This window comes from Pseudomonas sp. GW821-FHT07B01 (assembly GCF_059419065.1).
Genome location: NZ_JBWKRA010000006.1, coordinates 1 through 19116 on the forward strand (window position 1 = coordinate 1; position 19116 = coordinate 19116).

A 19116-nucleotide genomic window follows, 5' to 3' on the forward strand; every position below is an offset into this window, starting at 1 on the left:
CGGTAGTTCAGTCGGTTACAATACCGGCCTGTCACGCCGGGGGTCGCGGGTTCGAGTCCCGTCCGCTGCGCCATATTTTCCAGGTTCGATATATCGGGCTTGAGATTGAACAGCCAAGGCTGATCGATCAGATGTTTAAAGGTGGTTGAGGGTTCATGCTCAATCAGCCAAGCGATACGCAGCGGTAGTTCAGTCGGTTAGAATACCGGCCTGTCACGCCGGGGGTCGCGGGTTCGAGTCCCGTCCGCTGCGCCATATTTTCCAGGTTCGATATATCGGGCTTGAGATTGAACAGCCAAGGCTGATCGATCAGATGTTTAAAGGTGGTTGAGGGTTCATGCTCAATCAGCCAAGCGATACGCAGCGGTAGTTCAGTCGGTTAGAATACCGGCCTGTCACGCCGGGGGTCGCGGGTTCGAGTCCCGTCCGCTGCGCCATATCTGCCTCAAGGCCCACTGAACGCCTTGAAGCACAAGGAAAGCCACTGGCTCACCTTGATCCGATAGCAAAGACCCTGGTCGAAAGGCCGGGGTTTTTTGTGTCTGGGGTTTGAAAAAACCTCATCTTCTTCGCTGCCAACAGCGCTCATTATCGGCAAACGGCCGACAGATCATTTCGATTCTGTCGGCCGTTTTTGCGTTCTTGTGTCAAAAAATTTCAATGTGGTTATTTGCCGCAGGCGCAGAAACCTTTAAAGTTAACCCTTCGGTCAACTTTGCACTGTCATCATGGCCTTTTGATTCGTCGAGAAAGGCTTCTGCAAGTCTCCAGATTCGGTGTACTTAACCATAAGGGCGGATTTATAACCGCTCAGAGGATGATCCATGTCCAACCGTGAAATAACCCGGCGCTCGTTCCTCCAGGGCGGGCTGGTGGCGGGTGTGAGTGTCACGCTCACGCCGCTCAGCACCCAGGCGCTGGCTGCCTTGATGGAAAACAGCGTGACCGTGCCGTCTGAAAAGTGGCTTGGCCATAACGGCAAGGCGCGCCAGCGTAACGATGCCTTGTCGAAAGTCTGCGGCAGCAAGGTGTTTGCCCGCGACATCCGTTCCAAGGACATGCCTGGCTGGCCCCAGCAGCAAGGTCACGCCATGTTGCTCAAAACCATCAAGGCCGACCACATCTACGCGGGCTACGACCTGTCGTGGCTTGGCGCCGAGCTGCAGCCGGACCGTATCGTCACCGCTGCCGACCTGGACAAAGACGGTATCGTCTTCCCGGAAGAACATGCGCCGGACCCGTTGTTGCCCGAGGGCAAAGTGCCGATGTTCATCGGTCACCCGGTGGCGATCCTGATCTGGAACGACTTCGAACGTTTCCGTCAGGCCAAGAACAAACTCAAGTTCAATGACAAGGCGATTCGTTACGGCGCCAAAGTGCCGTATTACGAAGGTGACCCCTACGGTAGCTTCCGCTACGTGCGCGTGGGTGGCCCGACCTCGGCCGACGAAGACGAATTCGCCAGCCTCAAGGATTCGATCCTGTTCCCGATGCTGAAAAACCGTCGCCCAGTGTGGAATTCCCAGCCGAACCTGCACGGCAACCTGACCGAGCGCGGGCTGTTCTACGCCGAGCGCATGAAGAGCCAGATCAACACGCCACCGGACAACTGGCTAGTGTTTGACGAGCGCTACAAAACCCCATCGATCGAACCGGCCGCCATGGAGCCGGACAACGGCAACGGTTGGTACGATCCAGCAACCAAGACCCTGCACTTTGTGGTGGCCACCCAGTGCCCATTGGAAGTTGCGACCGAGACCGCCAAGATGATCTCGCCGTCGCGCTTCGGCCTGGCCAACCTGAACATGCATCCGGGTTATACCGTGGGTTACGGTTCCAAAGACCACAACATTTTCGTCTACTACGCCGCCCTCGCTGCGTTGTATGGCGCCGGTGTGCCGGTGCGCCTGGCCAACGACCGTTACGAGCAATTCCAGAGCGGCATCAAGCGTCACCCGTTCGATATCCGCTATCAGTTGGCGGTCGACAAGAACGACCACAGCTTCAAAATCTTCCTCGCCGACATGAGCGTCGACGGCGGTGGCCGGATCAACTACAGCCCGTCGGTGGCTGCGGTCGGCGCCACGGCGGCGCAGTCGATCTACTACATGCCGCAGAACGACCTGCAAGTCACCGCGTACCATTCCCGTGGCGTTGAAGCCGGTTCGATGCGGGGCTACGGCACCCTGCAAAGCATGGCGGCGACCGAAATGATGGTCGACGAAATCGCCGGTCGTCTCGGTGTGGATGCCATTGAGCTGCGGCGCAAGAACGCACTGCGTTCGGGCATGAAGAACACCCAGGGCGCGATCCCTGCCGGTGCGTTGCGGCTGCACGAAATTCTCGACAAGGCCGCTGTGCACGACGTGTGGAAAAACCGCGACGCGATCAAGCAACAGCGCGAAGCCGCAGACCCGGATAACTGGTATGGCGTCGGTTTTGCCATCTGCCAGAAAGACTTCGGCACCGGTTCCGAAGCGCCGATGGCCAGTGTTGAATTCAGCGCTGACGGCCGCATCAGCCTGCGCCACATCGGGATCGAAATCGGCACCGGCATGTCCACTTCGCAATCGCTGGTGGTCGCCGACTTCCTTGGCAGCCCGGCCCACGAAGTGAAGACCGGCGAAACACAATGGCAGGAAATGCAACTGGTCACCGGCGGCAACCCCTACACCATGAGCCAGGCCGAGCAGGACAGCCTGCTGCGCAACCCGCGTTGGGTGGGCAAGCTCGCGTCGGCGTCGTCCGCGACCAACTCGGCGTACTACTTCAGCCACGCCACCCGTGAAGCGGCGCGTGTGCTGTTCAACCACGGCTTGTGGCCGGCAGCGCTGGAGATCTGGCGCCAGGGCCCGTTCGGCGGCCAGGCCAACCCCTATGTGGTGCGCCGCGAAGACGCACATTGGGTGGACGGCAAGCTCACCGCCAACGGCATGCAGCCATTGAGCTTTGAAGAACTGGCCAAGCGCGCTCATGAGCGCGGCCTGGTCACCGCTGCCACGGTCCACGGGTTCAACCGCTGGAGCTGGGCCGAGGCTGAGTACAGCATCGACGGCGTGCGCGAGCGCCTGCCGCTCGACGGTCTGGCGGTGAAATACGGCGACGGCGCGCCGAAAGCCAAGCAGGCGCTGATGAGCACTGCCGGTTTCCACCTGCTCGATCGCCAGAACGTCAGCTATCCCGCCACACAGTTGAATAACGCTGCGGTGACGTACTACAGCCCCGTCGCCACGTTGGTCGAGTTGAAGGTCAACAAGGGTTCGGCGCAGGTCGAAGTGCTCAATCACCATTCATGGGTCGAGTGCGGGCGTGTGCTGGTTGAAGAGTTGGTCAAGGGCCAACTCGAAGGTGGAGTGGCCATGGGCATCGGTCACGCCTTGATGGAAGAAATGCCGTTGTACGAAGGCGGGCCGGGGGAGGGTGACTGGAACTTCAACCGCTACCGTCTGCCGATGGCGCGTCACGTTGCCGTGTGGAAACAGACCTCGGAGATTCTGCCGGCGCTGTCGCCAAGCGACCCGTCCAAAGGTATCGCTGAAGTGGTGATGATCCCGATTGTCGGGGCCATTGGTAATGCGGTGGCACACGCCATCGGTAAACGTGTTCGCGACCTGCCAATCACGGCTGCACGCATCAAGGAGGCCCTCAATGGCTAACCGTCCGCTTCAACTGACCCTCAATGGTCAACCCGTCGGCCCGGTGGACATCCCTGATGACCTGCCGATGATTGACTACCTGCACGAGTACAAGAACCTCACCGGCTCGCGACTGGGCTGCGGCCAGGGCATTTGCCACGCCTGCGTGGTGATCGTCGACAACCCGGACGGCACCAGCGAAGAAGTGCGCACCTGCATCACTGGCGCGCATTACTTTGAAGGCAAGCAAGTGCGCACTATCGAAGGTCACGCCAAGCGCGATGAGTCGGGCCAGGTCACTGAGCTCAACCCGATCCAGCAGCGCTTCGTGGATGAGTTCGCCTTTCAGTGCAGCTATTGCGCGCCGGGCTTCGTCAATGCGGCGACCGTGTTGGTGGAGAAACTGCAACGCCAGCCGACCGTGTACAGCAAGCTGGAACAAATCATCGAGGACAGCCTCGGTCATCACGTCTGCCGTTGTACCGGGTACGTGCGTTATTACAACGCCACCCGCAACGTGCTGACCGATCTCGGCCTGGTCAAGGAGGGTTAAGCATGAAGCTTTTTCTGACCCGCCTGGCCTTGGCGGTCGGCCTGGCCGCGCCGGTATTGTTTGCCCACGCTGATGATCAAGCCAAGCGCGGCGAATACCTCGCCCGCGCCGCTGACTGCATGGCCTGCCACACTGCACCGGGCGGCGCGCCGTTTGCCGGCGGCCTGCCGATTGTCTCGCCGTTTGGCACCATCTATGGCACCAATATCACGCCAAGCAAAGAACACGGCATCGGCTTGTACAGCGATGACGAGTTCTTCGCTGCGTTGACCGAAGGCAAGCGTCGCGACGGTGCGTACTTGTACCCGGCGATGCCCTACACCTCGTACCACCTGATGCCGCGTGAAGACTCGGACGCCATTCATGCGTACCTCAAAACCATCGAGCCGATCGAGCGCGCAGCGCCGGTCACGAGCCTGAGCTTTCCCTTCAACGTGCGCCTGGGCCTGATGGGCTGGAACGTGTTGTACGGCAAAGCGCTGAAACTGGAACCGGCCGAAGGCAAGAGCGAAGCCTGGAAGCGCGGCCAGTACATGGTCGAAGTGCTCGGCCACTGCGGCGAATGCCACACCCCACGTGGCCTGCCCGGTGCGATGGAGCTGGACAAGCGCCTGACCGGCGGCATCCTCAATGGCTATCTGGCGCCCAGCTTGCTCGCCACCGACCTGGCCGCGCGCGGCTGGAATGAGCAGGACCTGGCCACGTTCCTCAAGCACGGCATGAGCGCCCAAGGGACGATGTTCAACGAGATGTTCCCGGTGTTCCACAACAGCACCCAGGGCCTGAGCGATACGGACCTGGCCGCGATGGCGACCTTCCTGCTCGGTGATAAACCGCCCGCAGCCAAGGCGCTGGTCGAAGTGCCGGTGGAACACCTTGGCCCGAGCGCTCAGCGCGGCCGCCAGGAATACCTGAACGTCTGTGCCGGTTGCCATGCCGCCGATGGTGAAGGCAAGCCGCACATCGCGGTGGCGATGCGCGGCAACACCACGCTGCGTCTGGAAGACCCGCGCAACCTGGTGCGGGTGATCGAGGACGGGATTGGCGAGCAGAAGTTCTCCGGGTTCGAGCACATGCAACCGATGCCGGGCTTCGCGGGAAAACTCAGCCCGGAACAACTCACCGATCTGATCAATTACTTGCGCCAGGGCTGGGGCGGGCAATCGGCGGAGCTGGCGGTGAGCGATGTGCAGAAGCTGCAGGCTGAGGCGCCGTCCATCGAGCACAAGGCGCACTGACATGCAGCATCTGGATCTGCAGGTGATACGACGGGCGCTGGCGTGGTCGGTGGCGGGGCAGCGCATTTGGCTCTGTACGGTGCTGGCCACCTACGGCTCGGCGCCGCGGGCGCCGGGTTCGCTGCTGGCGGTGAACGCCGCTGGGCAGTGGATTGGGTCGTTGTCGGGTGGTTGCGTCGAGGAAGACTTTCTCGAACGCGTCGCCGAAGGTGCGTTTTTCGAGGCGGTCAACGTGGTGCGCTACGGCGCAGGGGACGATCCGCGTTCGCGGGTCAGCCTGCCCTGCGGCGGCATTCTCGATGTATTGGTTGAGAAGTTCGAGCCTGACTGCGAAGTGCAGGCGCACCTGCGTGAAGTGGAGTCGGCGCTGCTCGGGCAGCGCCGCTTGATTCGCCAGGTCGACCTGGCCAGCGGGGCGCGCAGCCTGGTCGCTGATTGTGAGCAGGGCGCGCGCATCGAGCGTGACAGTGCGCGGGTGCGCATCCGCGTCGGTGCGGCTCAGCGTCTATTGCTGGCCGGGTACTCCAGCGTGGCGCAGGCGTGTGCCGAGTTTGCGGTCGGCCTTGGGTTTGAAGTGATTCTCTGCGACCCACGCGAGGAGGTGCTGGAAGGCGTGGTGCTCAATGGCGTGGAGATTCGTCGCCAGTTGCCGTCGGTGTTTATTGCCGACGGCGGCTGTCACCGGGATACGGCGGTGGTTGCGCTGACGCATGACCCGCGTATCGACGATCTGGCGATGATGGAAGCGGTGCGTACCGACGCGTTCTACATTGGCGTGATGGGGTCGTTGCAGACCTCGCAGAAGCGCTTTGAGCGACTGCGCCGCATCGGTGGGTTGGGGGAGCCTGAACTGGCGCGGATACACGCGCCCATCGGGCTTAACCTGGGGAGCAGGACGCCGTCGGAAATCGCGTTGGCGGTATTGGCGGATATCGTACGGATTCGTAGCGGGATTGCTCGCGACCAGCTCTGAGCGCATCTTTGCTTGAAGGCTTGATGTAAATGTGGCGAGGGAGCTTGCTCCCGCTGGAGTGCGTAGCGCTCCCAGGCTTTTGGGGCCGCTTCGCAGCCCAGCGGGAGCAAGCTCCCTCGCCACAGTCTGCCTGTGTTTACATCCCGAATTTATCCCGCAACCCGTAGTACCAAGCCCCCAGCGCCGCAAACGGTGTGCGCAACATTTGCCCACCCGGGAACGGGTAATGCGGCAAGCCCGCAAACGCATCAAAACGCTCAGCCTGACCTCGCAAGGCCTCCGCCAGTACTTTGCCTGCCAAGTGCGTATACGTCACGCCATGGCCGCTACAGCCCTGGGAGTAATAGATGTTGTCACCCAGGCGACCAACCTGCGGCAAGCGCGACAGGGTGAGCAGGAAATTGCCGGTCCAGGCGTAGTCGATCTTCACGTTCTTCAGTTGCGGAAATGCCTTGAGCATTTTCGGCCGGATGATCGCTTCGATATTCGCCGGGTCCCGCGCGCCATAGACCACGCCGCCGCCGAAGATCAGGCGCTTGTCGCTGGTGAGGCGGTAGTAGTCGAGCAGGTAGTTGCAGTCCTCGACACAGTAATCCTGGGGCAACAGCGTCTTGGCTACTTCATCGCCCAGTGGTGCCGTGGTGATCACTTGGGTACCGCACGGCATCGACTTGGCCGCCAGCTCCGGCACCAGGTTGCCCAGGTAAGCGTTCCCCGCGACGATAATGAACTTGGCCCTGATCCTGCCTTCAGCAGTGTGCACCACCGGATTGGCGCCGCGCTCAATGCGCACCGCTGCCGATTGCTCATAGATCGTGCCGCCCAGGGATTCCACAGCCGCGGCTTCACCGAGCGCCAGGTTGAGCGGGTGGATATGGCCACCGCTCATGTCCAGCAAGCCCCCCACATAGTTGTCACAGGCCACCACCTCGCGGATGCGGCGCTCGTCCAGCAACTCCAGTTGCGTATGGCCGTAGCGCTCCCACAGACGCTTCTGCGACTCCAAGTGGCCCATGTGCTTGCTGTTGAGGGCGGCGAACACGCCACCGTCCTTCAAGTCGCACTGGATCTGGTACTTGGCCACGCGCTCACGGATGATCCTGCCGCCTTCAAACGCCATCTGCCCCAACAACTGCGCCTGCTGAGGCCCGACGCTGCGCTCGATCACGTCGATATCGCGGCTGTAACTGTTGACGATCTGCCCACCGTTGCGGCCCGAGGCACCAAAACCGACCTTGGCGGCTTCCAGCACCGTAACGCGAAAGCCGTTCTCCAGCAGAAACAGCGCACTGGAAAGCCCGGTATAGCCGGCCCCGATCACACACACATCGGTCTCGACTTCACCTTGCAACACAGGACGGGGCGGAACTGCATTCGCAGAAGCGGCGTAATACGACTGGGGGTAGGGGGTGTTCGCCATCCTGGAACCTCTGTTTTATATTTTTTACGAGTGCGCCGATCCTACCTGAGTTGAAAATTGCCTGCCAGCCACCCGAAAATCACGGGTGTACCCGGCGCAAATAAAAAATTCGCATATTCATAGGGTTAGCTGCAAAAAAGATGTTGACACCCCTTCGGAATTCCGTAGAATGCCGCCTCACAGCAGGCACGTAGCTCAGTTGGTTAGAGCACCACCTTGACATGGTGGGGGTCGTTGGTTCGAGTCCAATCGCGCCTACCAAACAAAATCCGCTCTGCTGGGCGGTCTAGAAGGGCTCACCGAAAGGTGGGCCCTTTTTTGTTGTCTGGAATTTAGGCAAAGGAAAGTCATGACGCCGGGGCGGCGTCCTTTCAGGGCTTGATGTCCAATCAGGCGAAAAGCGTCGCCACCGCCAGCAGGCAAATTACCTGGGCGAACAGCTGGCAGCGTATTTCGCCAAGTGTGGTCGCCATATTACTCATTTGTCCGGCATACATAGCGGGAACCCTCATTGTCGGCGTGACACCGTGAATGAACTCCAAGTACACACAGTTGCATCGTGGAGTATAGGCGCTGATCAGAAATTTTCCCTGCCGACGCCCTAGCGAGTTCATCTTCACGACTTTTCCAAAAAACTGCGCTGAATCTCTGCATGGCACCGTACCGCCCGATGCCATTCCCCCCACAAAAATTATTGGTTTGCAGCAACAATTTTTCTTGTTGGACACCCCTGGGCCCAGGCAGCAAAGTTGCGCCACTGACGCTCGACCTTCCAGGTCAACAATAAAAAACCGAGCCGACTGCACGCCACTTTCAAGCTGTGAGCCCTTTGCCCACATCCTGCTGTAATGGCGCCGCAGCGCGCACTAAAGGACCTCCCCGCCATGCAAACTGTTGTGAACTTATGGCCGTTGATCGGCGTACTTGTCATCGTGGTCGGCTTTGTATTGCGCTTCAATCCGCTGTTGGTGGTCACGGCCGCCGCCATCGCCACCGGGCTTGCCGCCCAGTTCCCGCTGGGAAAAATTCTCGCCACCATGGGCGATGGTTTCCTTCAGACCCGCGCCCTGCAATTGATCCTGCTATTACCGCTGGCGGTGATTGGCCTGTTGGAGCGCCATGGCCTGCGCCTGCATGCGCAGAACTGGATCGCACGCTTTGAACGCGCCACGGTCGGGCGCTTGTTGATCATCTATCTGTTTGTGCGTGAGTCCACGGCTGCCATGGGGTTGACCAGCCTGGGTGGGCATCCGCAGATGGTGCGGCCGCTGCTGGCGCCGATGGCCGAGGGCGCTGCAGAAAAACGTTATGGCAAGCTGCCTGACAAGCTGCGCCACAAGGTACTGGCCATGTGCGCTGCCACCGACAACGTCGGGTTGTTCTTTGGTGAGGACATCTTCGTGGCCTTTGGTGCGATTGCGTTGATGCACACCTTCCTGCTTGGCTCGGGGATTGATGTGGAGCCGCTGCACATTGCGGTGTGGGGCATCCCGACGGCGATCTGTGCCTTCATCATTCACGCTATCCGGCTGCATCGTTTCGACCGGCGCTTGACCCACGAAATGAGCTCGGCCACCGCTCCGGTGGAGGCTGCTCAATGATTATTTCCATTCAATACCTGTACTGGCTGGCGGGCGTGCTGTTGCTGATCACCGCCGGCATGATCCTGCTCGACCGTTCCCACCCCAAGCGCTGGTCCAGTGCGCTGTTCTGGTTGTTGTTTGCCGTACCGTTCCTTATAGGCGAGCGCCTGCCTTCGGTGGTCATCGGAGTGGGTGTGGTGGTGATGGCATTGATTGCGGGCTTGGGCGGCGTTGGTCGTGGCCAGCATGCCGAATTGCACGACAAGGCGTCCCGCGCCAGTGCCGGGCGCCTGGGCCACAAATTGTTCATCCCGGCGTTGGCGATTCCGCTGACCACGGTGATTGGCTCAGTGTTGCTCAAACACACCGAAATCGGTGGTGTACCGCTGCTGGACCCGAAGAACACCACCTTTGTCTCCCTCGGGATCGGTTGCCTGATCGCTCTTGGCCTGGCCTGCTGGCTGACCCGGGATACGCCGGTACAAGCGTTACGCGAATCCCGTCGCCTGACCGAAGCCCTGGGCTGGGCCATGGTGCTTCCGCAAATGCTGGCGATGCTCGGGCTGTTGTTCAATGAGGCCGGGGTGGGCACGGCGGTCGCCCATGTCACTACCACCTACATCAACCTGGACTACAAGTTGGTGGCGGTGATGGTGTATGTGTTGGGCATGGCCTTGTTTACCGTGATCATGGGCAATGGTTTTGCGGCCTTTCCGGTGATGACCGGTGGCGTCGGCGTGCCGGTGCTGGTGGGGATTTACGGCGGCAACCCTGCGGTGATGGCGGCGATTGGCATGTTCTCTGGCTATTGCGGTACGTTGATGACGCCGATGGCGGCCAACTTCAATATCGTACCGGCGGCGCTACTGGAGCTGCCGGATAAAAATGCGGTGATCAAAGCCCAACTACCCACGGCGCTGATGATGCTGGTGGTCAATATCGTGCTGCTCTATCTGTTGATGTGAGGCCATTGTGCAAAACGTATTGCTGACGGGCTTCGAGCCCTTTGATAAGGCGGCGGTAAACCCTTCTTGGGAGGCCGTGCGCCAGTTGGACGGTGTGCAGTTGTGCGAGGGGGTGCAAATGGTTTCGCGTTGCTTGCCCTGCGCATTTGCCACCGCTGCCGAAACCTTGCTCCAGTTGATCAATGAACTGCGGCCGGCAATGGTCATCGCCACGGGCCTGGGGCCTGGGCGCAGTGATATTTCCGTCGAGCGCGTTGCGATCAACGTAAACGATGCGCGTATCCCCGACAATCTGGGGGCGCAGCCGATTGATATTGCGGTAGTGGATGGCGGCCCGGCGGCGTACTTCTCGACGTTGCCGATCAAGACCATGGTCAAGGCGGTACGTGAGGCGGGCATTGCGGCTTCGGTATCGCAGACGGCGGGGACGTTTGTGTGCAACCAGGTGTTTTATCGTTTGCAGCATGCCTTGGTGGGGACTGGGGTGCGCAGTGGGTTTATTCACGTACCTGGTTTGCCTGACGCGGGCGAGCATTCGATGGCGCTATCGACAATAGTCGAGGGGTTGCGTGTGGCGGCATTGGCAGCCTGGCAAACCCAGGTAGATATCGCCTTGAGTGGTGGTCAGGTGAGCTGACGGCAGGCGCTGTTGTTTGGGTACGCTGTGTTGCGATTTCAACTACAGTTCAAGGACATATTTGCCTTGGGAAGTCGCCATGTTAAAGCGTACGAAGTTCGTGTCGGTTGCGTTGTCCCTTGCACTGTCCGTGACCAGTGGCCTTGCCTTTGCAGATCCAGGGAATGGCAAAGGCCAGGGTAACAATAAAGGTGATGTCTACGGTGGGCAGGGCAAAGGCCAAGGCAATAGCAAGGGTGATGCCTATGGTGGGCAGGACAACGGCAAAGGTCACGGTAATAACAAAGGTAACGCCCAGGGCGGGCCGGGTAAGGCCAAAGACAAGGGCGGCCAATCCAGAAATGACTTCAGCGTTGATCGCGGTCTTATACTGAATGTATTGGGCGGTCACCGCGATTATTGGCGCCCTGGCCCGGCCTTGCCGCCTGGCATTCAGAAAAACCTGGCACGCGGCAAGCCCCTGCCGCCCGGTATTGCCAAGAAGCTGGACGGCCGCTTGCTGGGGCAGTTGCCTCGCTACGACGGTTACGAGTGGCAGCAAGCGGGGACCGACTTGATATTGGTGGCCATCGCGACCGGTATCATCTACGAAGTTCTGAACGGCGCGTTTGATTGAGTCGCAGCGCCCTCAGGCTTCACGGCCGGGGAAAAACAACTCAAAACAGGTCACGCCATCTTCACTGCTTACACGGTACCGCCCGTTATGCAGCTGCATGATGGTCGCCACGATCGAGAGTCCCAGGCCGTTGGACTGGGATGACCGCTCGCGGGATTCATCCACCCGGTAGAACCGTTCGAACAGCCGCGACAGGTGCTCGGCCGGGATCGTCTGGCCGTGGTTGCTGACCCTCAGGTTGATGCCCGCACCATCCGGCACTGCCTGGATACTCAGTTCCGAGCCCGGCGCGCCATATTTGATGGCGTTGGCGCACAGGTTGGCCAGGGCACGGCGCAGCAACATCGGTTCAGCCCAGATCACCCCTTCGCCCAAGGCGGTGATGTGCATGTCCACATCACCGGCCAGCCCCTCGAAGTAATCCGCGATGCGTTCCACTTCATCCGCTGCGTCCAGCGCCTGGCGTTGGCGCAGTGCGCTGGCGGGGTCGGTGCGAGCCAGGAACAGCATGTTGTCGAGCATCCGCGCCAGGCGCTCCAGCTCTTCGACATTGGAGGCCAGTAGTTGCTGGTAGCTCTCGATGCTGCGCTGCTGCTGCAGGGCCACCTGGGTTTCGCCGAGCAGGTTGTTGATCGGGGTGCGCAGTTCATGGGCCATGTCGGTGGACACTTGGCCCAGTTGTACAAAGCCTTTGGCCAGGCGTTCAAGCATGGTGTTGAACGAGTCGATCATGGGCAGCAATTCTTTCGGTGCGCCGTGGCTGTCGAGCCGTTCGGCCAGGTTGCTGACGCCGATCCCTTGGGCATGCCGGGCCAGGCGGCGCAATGGCAGCAAGCCGCGATGAACCAGCAGGTAACCCACCAGCGCCAGGATGATCGCGGCGATACTCGCCAGGATGTATACGCTAAGTCGATAACTGGCGAGCACCGCGGTGCGCTCGGTCATCAGGCGGCCGCTGGTGATTTGCAGGCTGCCCAGGTCGCCGGAGTCGATAGCCACGGCCACCAGCGAGAAGGGAATACCGTTCAGGCCTGGCAAATGTTGCACGTCGCTCAACATGAGTTTGTGATCCTTGGGCAGCGGCTGGATCGACGGCAACTCAATATTCCCCGGGTTTACCAGCAGCAGTGGCTGTTTGCCGGGGGCGGCAATGCTCAGCGCGGATTCGCGATTGCCCAGCATGTTCTGGAACAGCTCTGGCTTGGTCTTGATCAGGTCCAGGGTATTGCTGTCGTTGAGCAGGTTGCGCAGCTGATCCACCCGGGATATCAGCGCGGCGTCGTCGCGGCGGATCAGTTCGCGCTCCAGTTCCCGGTACAGCGCCACGCCCAGGGTTGCCAGCAGGGCGAAGGCGAGTAGGGCGAAGATCAATGCCAGGCGCAGGGTCAGGGAGTAAGGGTGCTGGCGGCTCATGGCTGGGTATCGAAGCGGTAGCCAATGCCCCGCACGCTGTGGATCAGCTTGAGCTGGAACGGGTCGTCGATTTTCAGGCGCAGGCGGCGCACGGCGACATCCACCACATTGGTGTCGCTGTCGAAGTTCATGTCCCACACCCGCGAAGCAATCAGCGAGCGGGACAGCACTTGGTCCTGGTGCGTCGCGAACAGATGCAGAAGGGCGAACTCTTTGTTGGTCAGGGTAATGCGCGTGCCGGCGCGGGTGACCCGACGTTTGAGTACGTCAATGTGCAGGTCGGCGATGTGCAGTTGCTCTTCATCCCGGCTCGGGCCACGACGGTTGAGGGTACGCAGGCGCGCCACCAGTTCGGCGAACGAAAAGGGCTTGATGAGGTAGTCATCGGCACCCAGTTCAAGGCCTTTGATGCGGTCGGCGATGTCATCGCGGGCGGTGAGGAACAGCACCGGCGTATCGGCCTCTTTGCGCAGGCGACGCAGCACTTCCCAGCCATCCATTTTCGGCATCATCACGTCGAGTACGATTACGTCGAACGGCGTCTCCAGGGCCTGGTGCAAACCGTCCACGCCATCGCGGGCCAGGCTCACACAATGCCCCAGTTCCTGCAGGCCATTGAGCAGATAATTGCCGGCCTTGGGTTCGTCTTCGACTACAAGGATGTTCATGGGAAGTGCTCTGCTTCAATAAGTTGCGCCAGTGTAGCCCGATCAATTGTCATTGGCGCAACCGGTGCCCTGGACTTGGTAATCCAGCACATGTTCGCGGTCTTGGTGGTCCAGGTAGCGCAGTTGCGCCGGCACAACCCCGCATTGGCCGTAGGTGTCGGTGCTCGACAGCACCTTGGCGACATCCAGGTGCACGAAGAAGCCGGTTTTGTCGTGGATCACGTTGGTGGCGGGGGCGGTATCGGCAGCGAATACCGAGCCAGTGGCGAGCAAAGCGGCGAAGCCCAAGGCAATCAGTTTCATGGTGGTGTCTCACGTTCCGGGTGGGTAGTGAGCTCACGGTAACCAGGCGACCCCAACAGCCAACCAACAGGATCATGACAAGTTCGTCATTTTTTACTTGGAGGTGACGGGCCAGGACTCGGCGTTTACAAGCGTCAAGGTGATCCGTAGATTGCAGGGCCCAGCCCATGAGGAAGCCGCGCAGTGTCCAGCCCAACTCCAAATGTATTTACTCGGCGTTACCGCGCCTTTCTGTTCGATATGGACGGGACCCTGCTCAACTCCATTGCCGCTGCGGAGCGCGTCTGGGGCATCTGGGCTGCACGGCATGGCTTGGATGTGGAAGCGTTTCTGCACACCATTCATGGCGCCCGCGCGATTGATACGATCACCCGCCAGGCATTGCCGGGCGTCGATCCACAGGTAGAAGCCCAATGGATCACCGAGGCTGAGCTGGACGATGTCGAAGGCATCGTGGCGATTCCCGGCGCGGTGGCGTTTTTGGCGAGCCTGCCCGTCGATCAATGGGCATTGGTCACCTCAGCGCCAAAGGCATTGGCCGTGCGCCGGCTGCAAGCAGCGGGCATCCCCGTGCCGGCGGTACTGGTGACAGCCGAAGATGTGAAGACGGGCAAGCCCGATCCGGCCTGTTATGTGCTGGGTGCTCGGCGCCTGGGCGTGCCGATGCAGGACTGCCTGGTGTTCGAGGACGCCACAGTGGGTATTCAGGCTGGGGAAGCGGCGGGGGCGGATATCATGGTGGTGACCTCGACACACGTGGCGCCGATGGTGACCGCCCATGCTTGCATCGAGCAATACGGTGCGTTGAAAGCCGAGCGTGGGGCTGATGGTTTGCTGTCCTTAAGTTCGTTGGCGCCATGACACGTGGAAGGCCGAGCCCGTTACCGGTCTCGGCCTTCCATGCAGTCGATGGGATCGGACAGTGCCTGCAGTCGGCTGTTTTTCATCCCCTGGCGCGACACCACCATTTCCCTGAGTATCTCGGTGGCGAGCCGGTTGATGGCTTCTGTACCGTGATAATGCGCGCGCACGATGCCGGTAATCGCGAAGTGATCGGTTCCCGGGCCGCTGAGAACGGCTGAGAGAGTACCGTCGGCATGCAGCGTGCACTCAACGGTATAGCTGGGCAGGCGCGCTGCCAGTGCTGACTCGATCTGGGCTTTACCGAGGGTATCCATCTGTATCTGCACCTTTGACTGACTGCGCAAGCCCAATGATAGGTGGTGCGGCGGCGCTGTAAATACCGGCGATCCGATAACAGGTAAACGCCCTCAGCGTGCGGTTTTTCCATGGGTGCGATGAGCGGCGCGCTGACGCAGCTTGCGCAAGATCACCTTCTGGATGGGCTTGAGGCAGAACGCAAGCAGGTAGCCACAGAGCAGAAGCGCAAGATCCAACCAGGAATGGGTGTCGGGATCGGCCCCTTCCACTTCCATTCTCAAGCAGCACCCGAGTGCCACGAAGACCAGCCCTATCAGTAGGGCGATCATCCAGGATTTTGAAACAAGCGGTTGCGACGCGGCTGGCCTCATCGACGTGTTCCCGAAATGCACTCGGACGGCAGGATAAAGTGTCAGAAGTTGGGCTGCCAATAGCGCGACAAGTTCCGGATACCCTGACAGTTTCATCTTGCAGCGAAGGGAAAGCTCAAGGCGCGCTGGTCACGCGGGGAAGCGCGAACAGGCCAATTGGGTTTTCGCCAGCCGTTACAGTGAACGAAAAGGCTGGCTACTGGAGGCGTTTCAAGGCGTCTGGTTTTTGTCAGGTGCAGTCAGGCCGGCCTGGATACGCTGGTAAATCTCCTCGCGATGCACGGCAACATCCTTAGGTGCGTTGATGCCGATTCGTACTTGCTGGCCGCTAACGCCCAGGATGGTGATCGTAATGTCATCACCGATGTTTATGCTTTCACCGACTTTGCGGGTGAGTATAAGCATGGACTTCTCCTTGAATTACTTTTAAGGACACATGTTTCAGACAGGGTAGGTGTCGGATGTGTGTAGCTTACTGCGAAGCGCTTCCCTGTGACTGCCTCTTTCTAGGACGCATAGAGGCGACATTAATTCCCATGGCGGTATCATACAGGTCGCGATACATGATTCGCATTGTTTAAGCCAACGTTTATGACGGCCAGAATAGACAGTGAATGGTAAAGTTGCCTCTTTGATCCTCAAAGGAGCAGGGCAGTGCGTAAAGTAGCGATGGCAATTGTGGTGTTGGCGTTGGCCGGATGCGGTGAAGGTAAGTCGGTCGACGCCCCCAAGGCCAAGCCTGCCGTGACCGAAAGCCTGCCGCAAACCGGTGCGATTGCCGCTCAGGAATGGGATATACGGGTCGGCCCGCCGGACCATAAGCTGCAGGCGATCACCGACCTGACCGCCTGGTTGCTGGAACACGGGTTCAATTTCTATATCGTGAAAGCCGACGGCAAGGATGAGGTGCTATTGGGGCCGTTCGCGACCAAAGCCGAGGCCGAAGCCAAGCAGGCGCTGCTAAACGAAAAAATGGCGCGGGCCAAGAAAAACGACACTGTGTCGGAGATTATCGAACACAAGGCTGCGCAGTAGCAGGCGAAGTGGGCGGGCACCCCGCCCACAGTCAGCCGCAGGCCTTCAGGTTGACCGGGCCTACGAATTCATTACCACGTCCCATCACGCACGCCACTGTCTGGTTGCGCTGGCGCTCCCAGGTTTGCACCGGATAGGTCTTGTTCCAGGCTTCATACAATTGCCGGTCCTGCTTCGACAGGCGCAGGCCATACTGCTTGCTCATATAAAAATACGTGCGTGCGATCATCCCGCGAATGGACGGGCGCGGCATGACTTTCTTCGCCTTGAAGTCCACTTGGGTCAGGCATGAGCCGTACTGCCCGCTTTGCACAGGCAGCCAGCCAAAGCTGAAGTTGTTACGGTCGCCATTCACTTCGCCGATGCTCGGCACCAGGTTGTGCAGGTCTGCCTCGGCACGCTTGAACACCTCATCATGGCGCGTGCAGTTTTTTCGCCCGCCATTTTGCCAGCATTGGCGCTGATGTCCGATTTGCCAGGCCGGCACGATGTGTTCCCACTCAATGCGTGCGGCGCGGTTGGCGTTTTTGCGGGGGATGTAACCGCAGGCTTTCAGGTTCACCCGGTTACCGGTGTATTTGCAGCCGCAATAAAATTCGGTGGATTGCGGTGCGTAGAGCTTCCAGGCGATCTTCTTGGCTTCACTGAAGGTGCGAGGGGCTTGGGCGTTGGCGGTGAAGGTTAAAAACAGACAGCACACAGCAATAAAACGGGCACTCACAATCAATCTTCCTTCGGCACAACCCAAAAAATCTGCACGCCACCGTCGTCCCGATAGGCGAGGGTGACGTTGTCATTCTCTGCAATCTCTTCCAGTAAACGTTGCCAATCGTTCTCCGGTTCCTCGGGTAAACGGAAGATCAACGCCGCCTTGGCTTTCTGCGCGTTGGTCGAATTGATGATTTTTTGCACGCGGATAGCCAGGCGCTGATAGGCGTCAGGCGCTGCAGGTGCTGCGGAAGAGGGCTTTGCCACAGAGCATTCCTTAATTGGCTGTACGCACATACAGTATTTAACTGTAGGCAATTTCGCAACTGCTTAAATTTCAAGAAGTTCGTCTGACAGCGAATCAGGGAGTTTGTTGAGGTTCGGGGGGAGAGGGGCTGAATGTGGCGAGGGAGCTTGCTCCCGCTCGGGTGCGTAGCGCCCGCAAGTAGTTGGGGCCGCTTCGCAGCCCAGCGGGAGCAAGCTCCCTCGCCACAAAAGCATATTTTACGGGTGAATCAGCCGGGATCAGTATTCCCAGAACATGCGTTGCAGCTCTTTGCTGTCCTGGGTCTTGGTCAGGGCGACCATGGCCAGGATGCGAGCTTTCTGCGGGTTCAGGTCATGGGCGGCAACCCAGTCGTATTTGTCGTCCGGTTGTTCCGCGTTACGCAGAACGAAACCGCCGGCATTGACGTGGGAAGAACGAATGATCTGCACGCCTTGCTTGCGCAGTTCCTGCAGGGCCGGGACCACCTTGGCCGATACCGAACCATTGCCAGTACCTGCATGGATAATGGCTTTGGCGCCAGCTTGGGCCAGGGCCTTGACGGCAGTGTCGCTTACGTTGCCATAGCCGTAGGCAATTTCAACGTCAGGCAGGCTTTTGATGGTCTTGATGTCGAACTCGGAATCCATGGTGTGACGCTTGGCCGGCAGGCGGAACCAGTAGGATTTGCCCTCGACGACCATGCCCAGAGGGCCCCATGGGCTCTTGAACGCTTCGGTCTTGATGTTGATCATCTTGCTGACGTCGCGGCCAGATTGGATCTCGTCGTTCATTGTCACCAGCACGCCTTTGCCCCGTGCATCCTTGCTGCCCGCGACCGCAACCGCGTTGTACAGGTTGAGCATGCCGTCTGCCGACATGGCGGTGCCTGGGCGCATGGAGCCGACGACCACGATAGGCTTGTCGGTTTTTTCCACCAGGTTCAGGAAGTAGGCAGTTTCTTCAAGGGTGTCGGTGCCGTGGGTGATCACGATGCCGTCCACGTCCTTGCTGTCGGCCAATTCGGCGACACGGCGACCCAGTTGCAGAAGGTTTTCGTTATTGATGCTTTCCGACGCAATTTGCATCACTTGTTCGCCGCGAACATTGGCGATCTGGCTAAGCTCAGGAACGCCGGCGATCAGTTGTTCGATACCGACTTTAGCCGCCTGGTAGGTGGCACTGTTGGCCGCACTGGCGCCGGCGCCAGCGATGGTACCGCCGGTGGCGAGGATGACTACGTTGGACAGTTTGGTCTTGCTTTCGACTTCCTTTGCCTGGGCGGCAACGGGGAACAGCAGCAGAAGGGCCAGGGCGCCCGGAATGACGTTCTTCAATGCAGATTTCATTATTTTTCTCTCTGGTTTTTGATGAGTGCTGTAGCAGGTTCATCTAGAACACCCGGGCGGTTCTGAACGCCGCGAGGTGCTGAGAAAGAGCAGGATTTGTACCAGACTAAGCATGTTGGTTTTTATAAATTAACTTGTTGATTTAAAACAACTTAACCTAATATTTTAGTTTCGTGGGGCTTGGCGCTGTCCGGCTTTCCGAACGCGAAGGGTTGTGGTGTTC

General features: G+C 59.6%; 20 protein-coding genes and 3 tRNA genes. 13 read left to right on the plus strand and 10 right to left on the minus strand.

Translation table 11 applies throughout. The features are described 5' to 3' along the window. Positions 1-178: 178 nt before the first annotated feature. The 6 genes from AC07S6_RS08585 to AC07S6_RS08610 all read left to right on the plus strand — a co-directional run bounded on the left by AC07S6_RS08585 (position 179) and on the right by AC07S6_RS08610 (position 6399). A tRNA-Asp gene (locus AC07S6_RS08585) sits at positions 179-255 on the plus strand. A gap of 105 nt (positions 256-360) precedes the next feature. Continuing rightward, a tRNA-Asp gene (locus AC07S6_RS08590) sits at positions 361-437 on the plus strand. A gap of 387 nt (positions 438-824) precedes the next feature. Then, positions 825-3656, plus strand: a complete 2832-nt coding sequence (locus AC07S6_RS08595; RefSeq protein ID WP_495112098.1) for a xanthine dehydrogenase family protein molybdopterin-binding subunit — start codon at positions 825-827, stop codon at positions 3654-3656. Further along, the gene (locus tag AC07S6_RS08600; RefSeq protein WP_014719147.1) at positions 3649-4188 is read left to right on the plus strand and encodes a (2Fe-2S)-binding protein; all 540 of its coding nucleotides are present in this window, start codon (positions 3649-3651) and stop codon (positions 4186-4188) included. The genes AC07S6_RS08595 and AC07S6_RS08600 overlap by 8 nt, the downstream gene beginning before the upstream one ends. Positions 4189-4190: 2 nt before the next feature. Then, positions 4191-5426: a c-type cytochrome gene (locus tag AC07S6_RS08605; RefSeq protein ID WP_034128254.1), complete on the plus strand. Its 1236-nt coding sequence runs from the start codon at positions 4191-4193 to the stop codon at positions 5424-5426. Between the two features lies 1 nt (position 5427). Beyond that, complete coding sequence (locus tag AC07S6_RS08610) at positions 5428-6399, plus strand: XdhC family protein (protein ID WP_127881878.1); 972 nt, start codon at positions 5428-5430, stop codon at positions 6397-6399. A 136-nt stretch (positions 6400-6535) separates the two neighbouring features. Here AC07S6_RS08610 and AC07S6_RS08615 read toward each other — a convergent pair whose 3' ends face one another. Continuing rightward, positions 6536-7819 carry an NAD(P)/FAD-dependent oxidoreductase gene (locus tag AC07S6_RS08615; protein ID WP_014719144.1) on the minus strand — a complete coding sequence of 428 codons (1284 nt, stop codon included), beginning with the start codon at positions 7817-7819 and terminating at the stop codon, positions 6536-6538. Between the two features lie 184 nt (positions 7820-8003). Here AC07S6_RS08615 and AC07S6_RS08620 point away from each other — a divergent pair. From AC07S6_RS08620 to AC07S6_RS08640, 5 genes are all read left to right on the plus strand, one after another. Beyond that, a tRNA-Val gene (locus AC07S6_RS08620) sits at positions 8004-8080 on the plus strand. A 623-nt stretch (positions 8081-8703) separates the two neighbouring features. Continuing rightward, positions 8704-9420 (plus strand): DUF969 domain-containing protein, encoded by a 717-nt coding sequence (locus tag AC07S6_RS08625; protein ID WP_495112099.1) that lies wholly within the window; start codon positions 8704-8706, stop codon positions 9418-9420. Then, entirely contained in the window at positions 9417-10367 is a 951-nt protein-coding gene (locus AC07S6_RS08630; protein ID WP_034128251.1) for a DUF979 domain-containing protein, read from the plus strand. Before AC07S6_RS08625 ends, AC07S6_RS08630 begins: the two co-directional genes overlap by 4 nt. Before the next feature lie 7 nt (positions 10368-10374). Continuing rightward, positions 10375-11004, plus strand: a complete 630-nt coding sequence (pcp, locus tag AC07S6_RS08635) for a pyroglutamyl-peptidase I (protein ID WP_492616765.1) — start codon at positions 10375-10377, stop codon at positions 11002-11004. Between the two features lie 79 nt (positions 11005-11083). Beyond that, entirely contained in the window at positions 11084-11620 is a 537-nt protein-coding gene (locus tag AC07S6_RS08640) for an anti-virulence regulator CigR family protein (RefSeq protein ID WP_495112100.1), read from the plus strand. Between the two features lie 12 nt (positions 11621-11632). On the opposite strand, the gene AC07S6_RS08645 is transcribed toward AC07S6_RS08640, so the two are convergent. The 3 genes from AC07S6_RS08645 to AC07S6_RS08655 are packed head-to-tail and all read right to left on the minus strand — an operon-like array spanning position 11633 to position 14004. Next, positions 11633-13033, minus strand: coding sequence for a heavy metal sensor histidine kinase (locus AC07S6_RS08645; protein ID WP_495112101.1), 1401 nt, complete (start codon positions 13031-13033; stop codon positions 11633-11635). Next, a complete protein-coding gene (locus AC07S6_RS08650) occupies positions 13030-13701 on the minus strand; it encodes a heavy metal response regulator transcription factor (RefSeq protein WP_003192516.1) in 672 nt (223 codons plus the stop codon). The genes AC07S6_RS08645 and AC07S6_RS08650 overlap by 4 nt, the downstream gene beginning before the upstream one ends. 42 nt (positions 13702-13743) lie before the next feature. Then, entirely contained in the window at positions 13744-14004 is a 261-nt protein-coding gene (locus AC07S6_RS08655; protein ID WP_020300939.1) for a DUF2790 domain-containing protein, read from the minus strand. A 183-nt stretch (positions 14005-14187) separates the two neighbouring features. Here AC07S6_RS08655 and AC07S6_RS08660 point away from each other — a divergent pair, with 183 nt between their 5' ends. Next, positions 14188-14865: an HAD family hydrolase gene (locus tag AC07S6_RS08660; RefSeq protein ID WP_252951058.1), complete on the plus strand. Its 678-nt coding sequence runs from the start codon at positions 14188-14190 to the stop codon at positions 14863-14865. Positions 14866-14885: 20 nt separating this feature from the next. Here the strand turns inward: AC07S6_RS08660 and AC07S6_RS08665 are convergent, their stop codons facing one another. The 3 genes from AC07S6_RS08665 to csrA all read right to left on the minus strand — a co-directional run bounded on the left by AC07S6_RS08665 (position 14886) and on the right by csrA (position 15941). After that, positions 14886-15182 carry a hypothetical protein gene (locus AC07S6_RS08665; protein WP_495112102.1) on the minus strand — a complete coding sequence of 99 codons (297 nt, stop codon included), beginning with the start codon at positions 15180-15182 and terminating at the stop codon, positions 14886-14888. 93 nt (positions 15183-15275) lie between these two features. Continuing rightward, the gene (locus AC07S6_RS08670) at positions 15276-15536 is read right to left on the minus strand and encodes a hypothetical protein (RefSeq protein ID WP_197882440.1); all 261 of its coding nucleotides are present in this window, start codon (positions 15534-15536) and stop codon (positions 15276-15278) included. Between the two features lie 210 nt (positions 15537-15746). Beyond that, entirely contained in the window at positions 15747-15941 is a 195-nt protein-coding gene (gene csrA, locus AC07S6_RS08675) for a carbon storage regulator CsrA (RefSeq protein ID WP_003192511.1), read from the minus strand. Positions 15942-16205: 264 nt separating this feature from the next. Here csrA and AC07S6_RS08680 point away from each other — a divergent pair, with 264 nt between their 5' ends. After that, positions 16206-16571, plus strand: coding sequence for an SPOR domain-containing protein (locus AC07S6_RS08680; RefSeq protein WP_197882471.1), 366 nt, complete (start codon positions 16206-16208; stop codon positions 16569-16571). 31 nt (positions 16572-16602) lie between these two features. Here AC07S6_RS08680 and AC07S6_RS08685 read toward each other — a convergent pair whose 3' ends face one another. The 3 genes from AC07S6_RS08685 to AC07S6_RS08695 form a co-directional block, all read right to left on the minus strand. Then, positions 16603-17292, minus strand: coding sequence for an endonuclease (locus tag AC07S6_RS08685; RefSeq protein ID WP_052199994.1), 690 nt, complete (start codon positions 17290-17292; stop codon positions 16603-16605). A 2-nt stretch (positions 17293-17294) separates the two neighbouring features. Next, positions 17295-17546: a DUF1654 domain-containing protein gene (locus AC07S6_RS08690; protein WP_034128242.1), complete on the minus strand. Its 252-nt coding sequence runs from the start codon at positions 17544-17546 to the stop codon at positions 17295-17297. A 258-nt stretch (positions 17547-17804) separates the two neighbouring features. Then, on the minus strand, positions 17805-18893 hold the full coding sequence (locus AC07S6_RS08695) for an asparaginase (protein ID WP_495112103.1): 1089 nt from the start codon (positions 18891-18893) through the stop codon (positions 17805-17807). Positions 18894-19116: the final 223 nt, after the last annotated feature.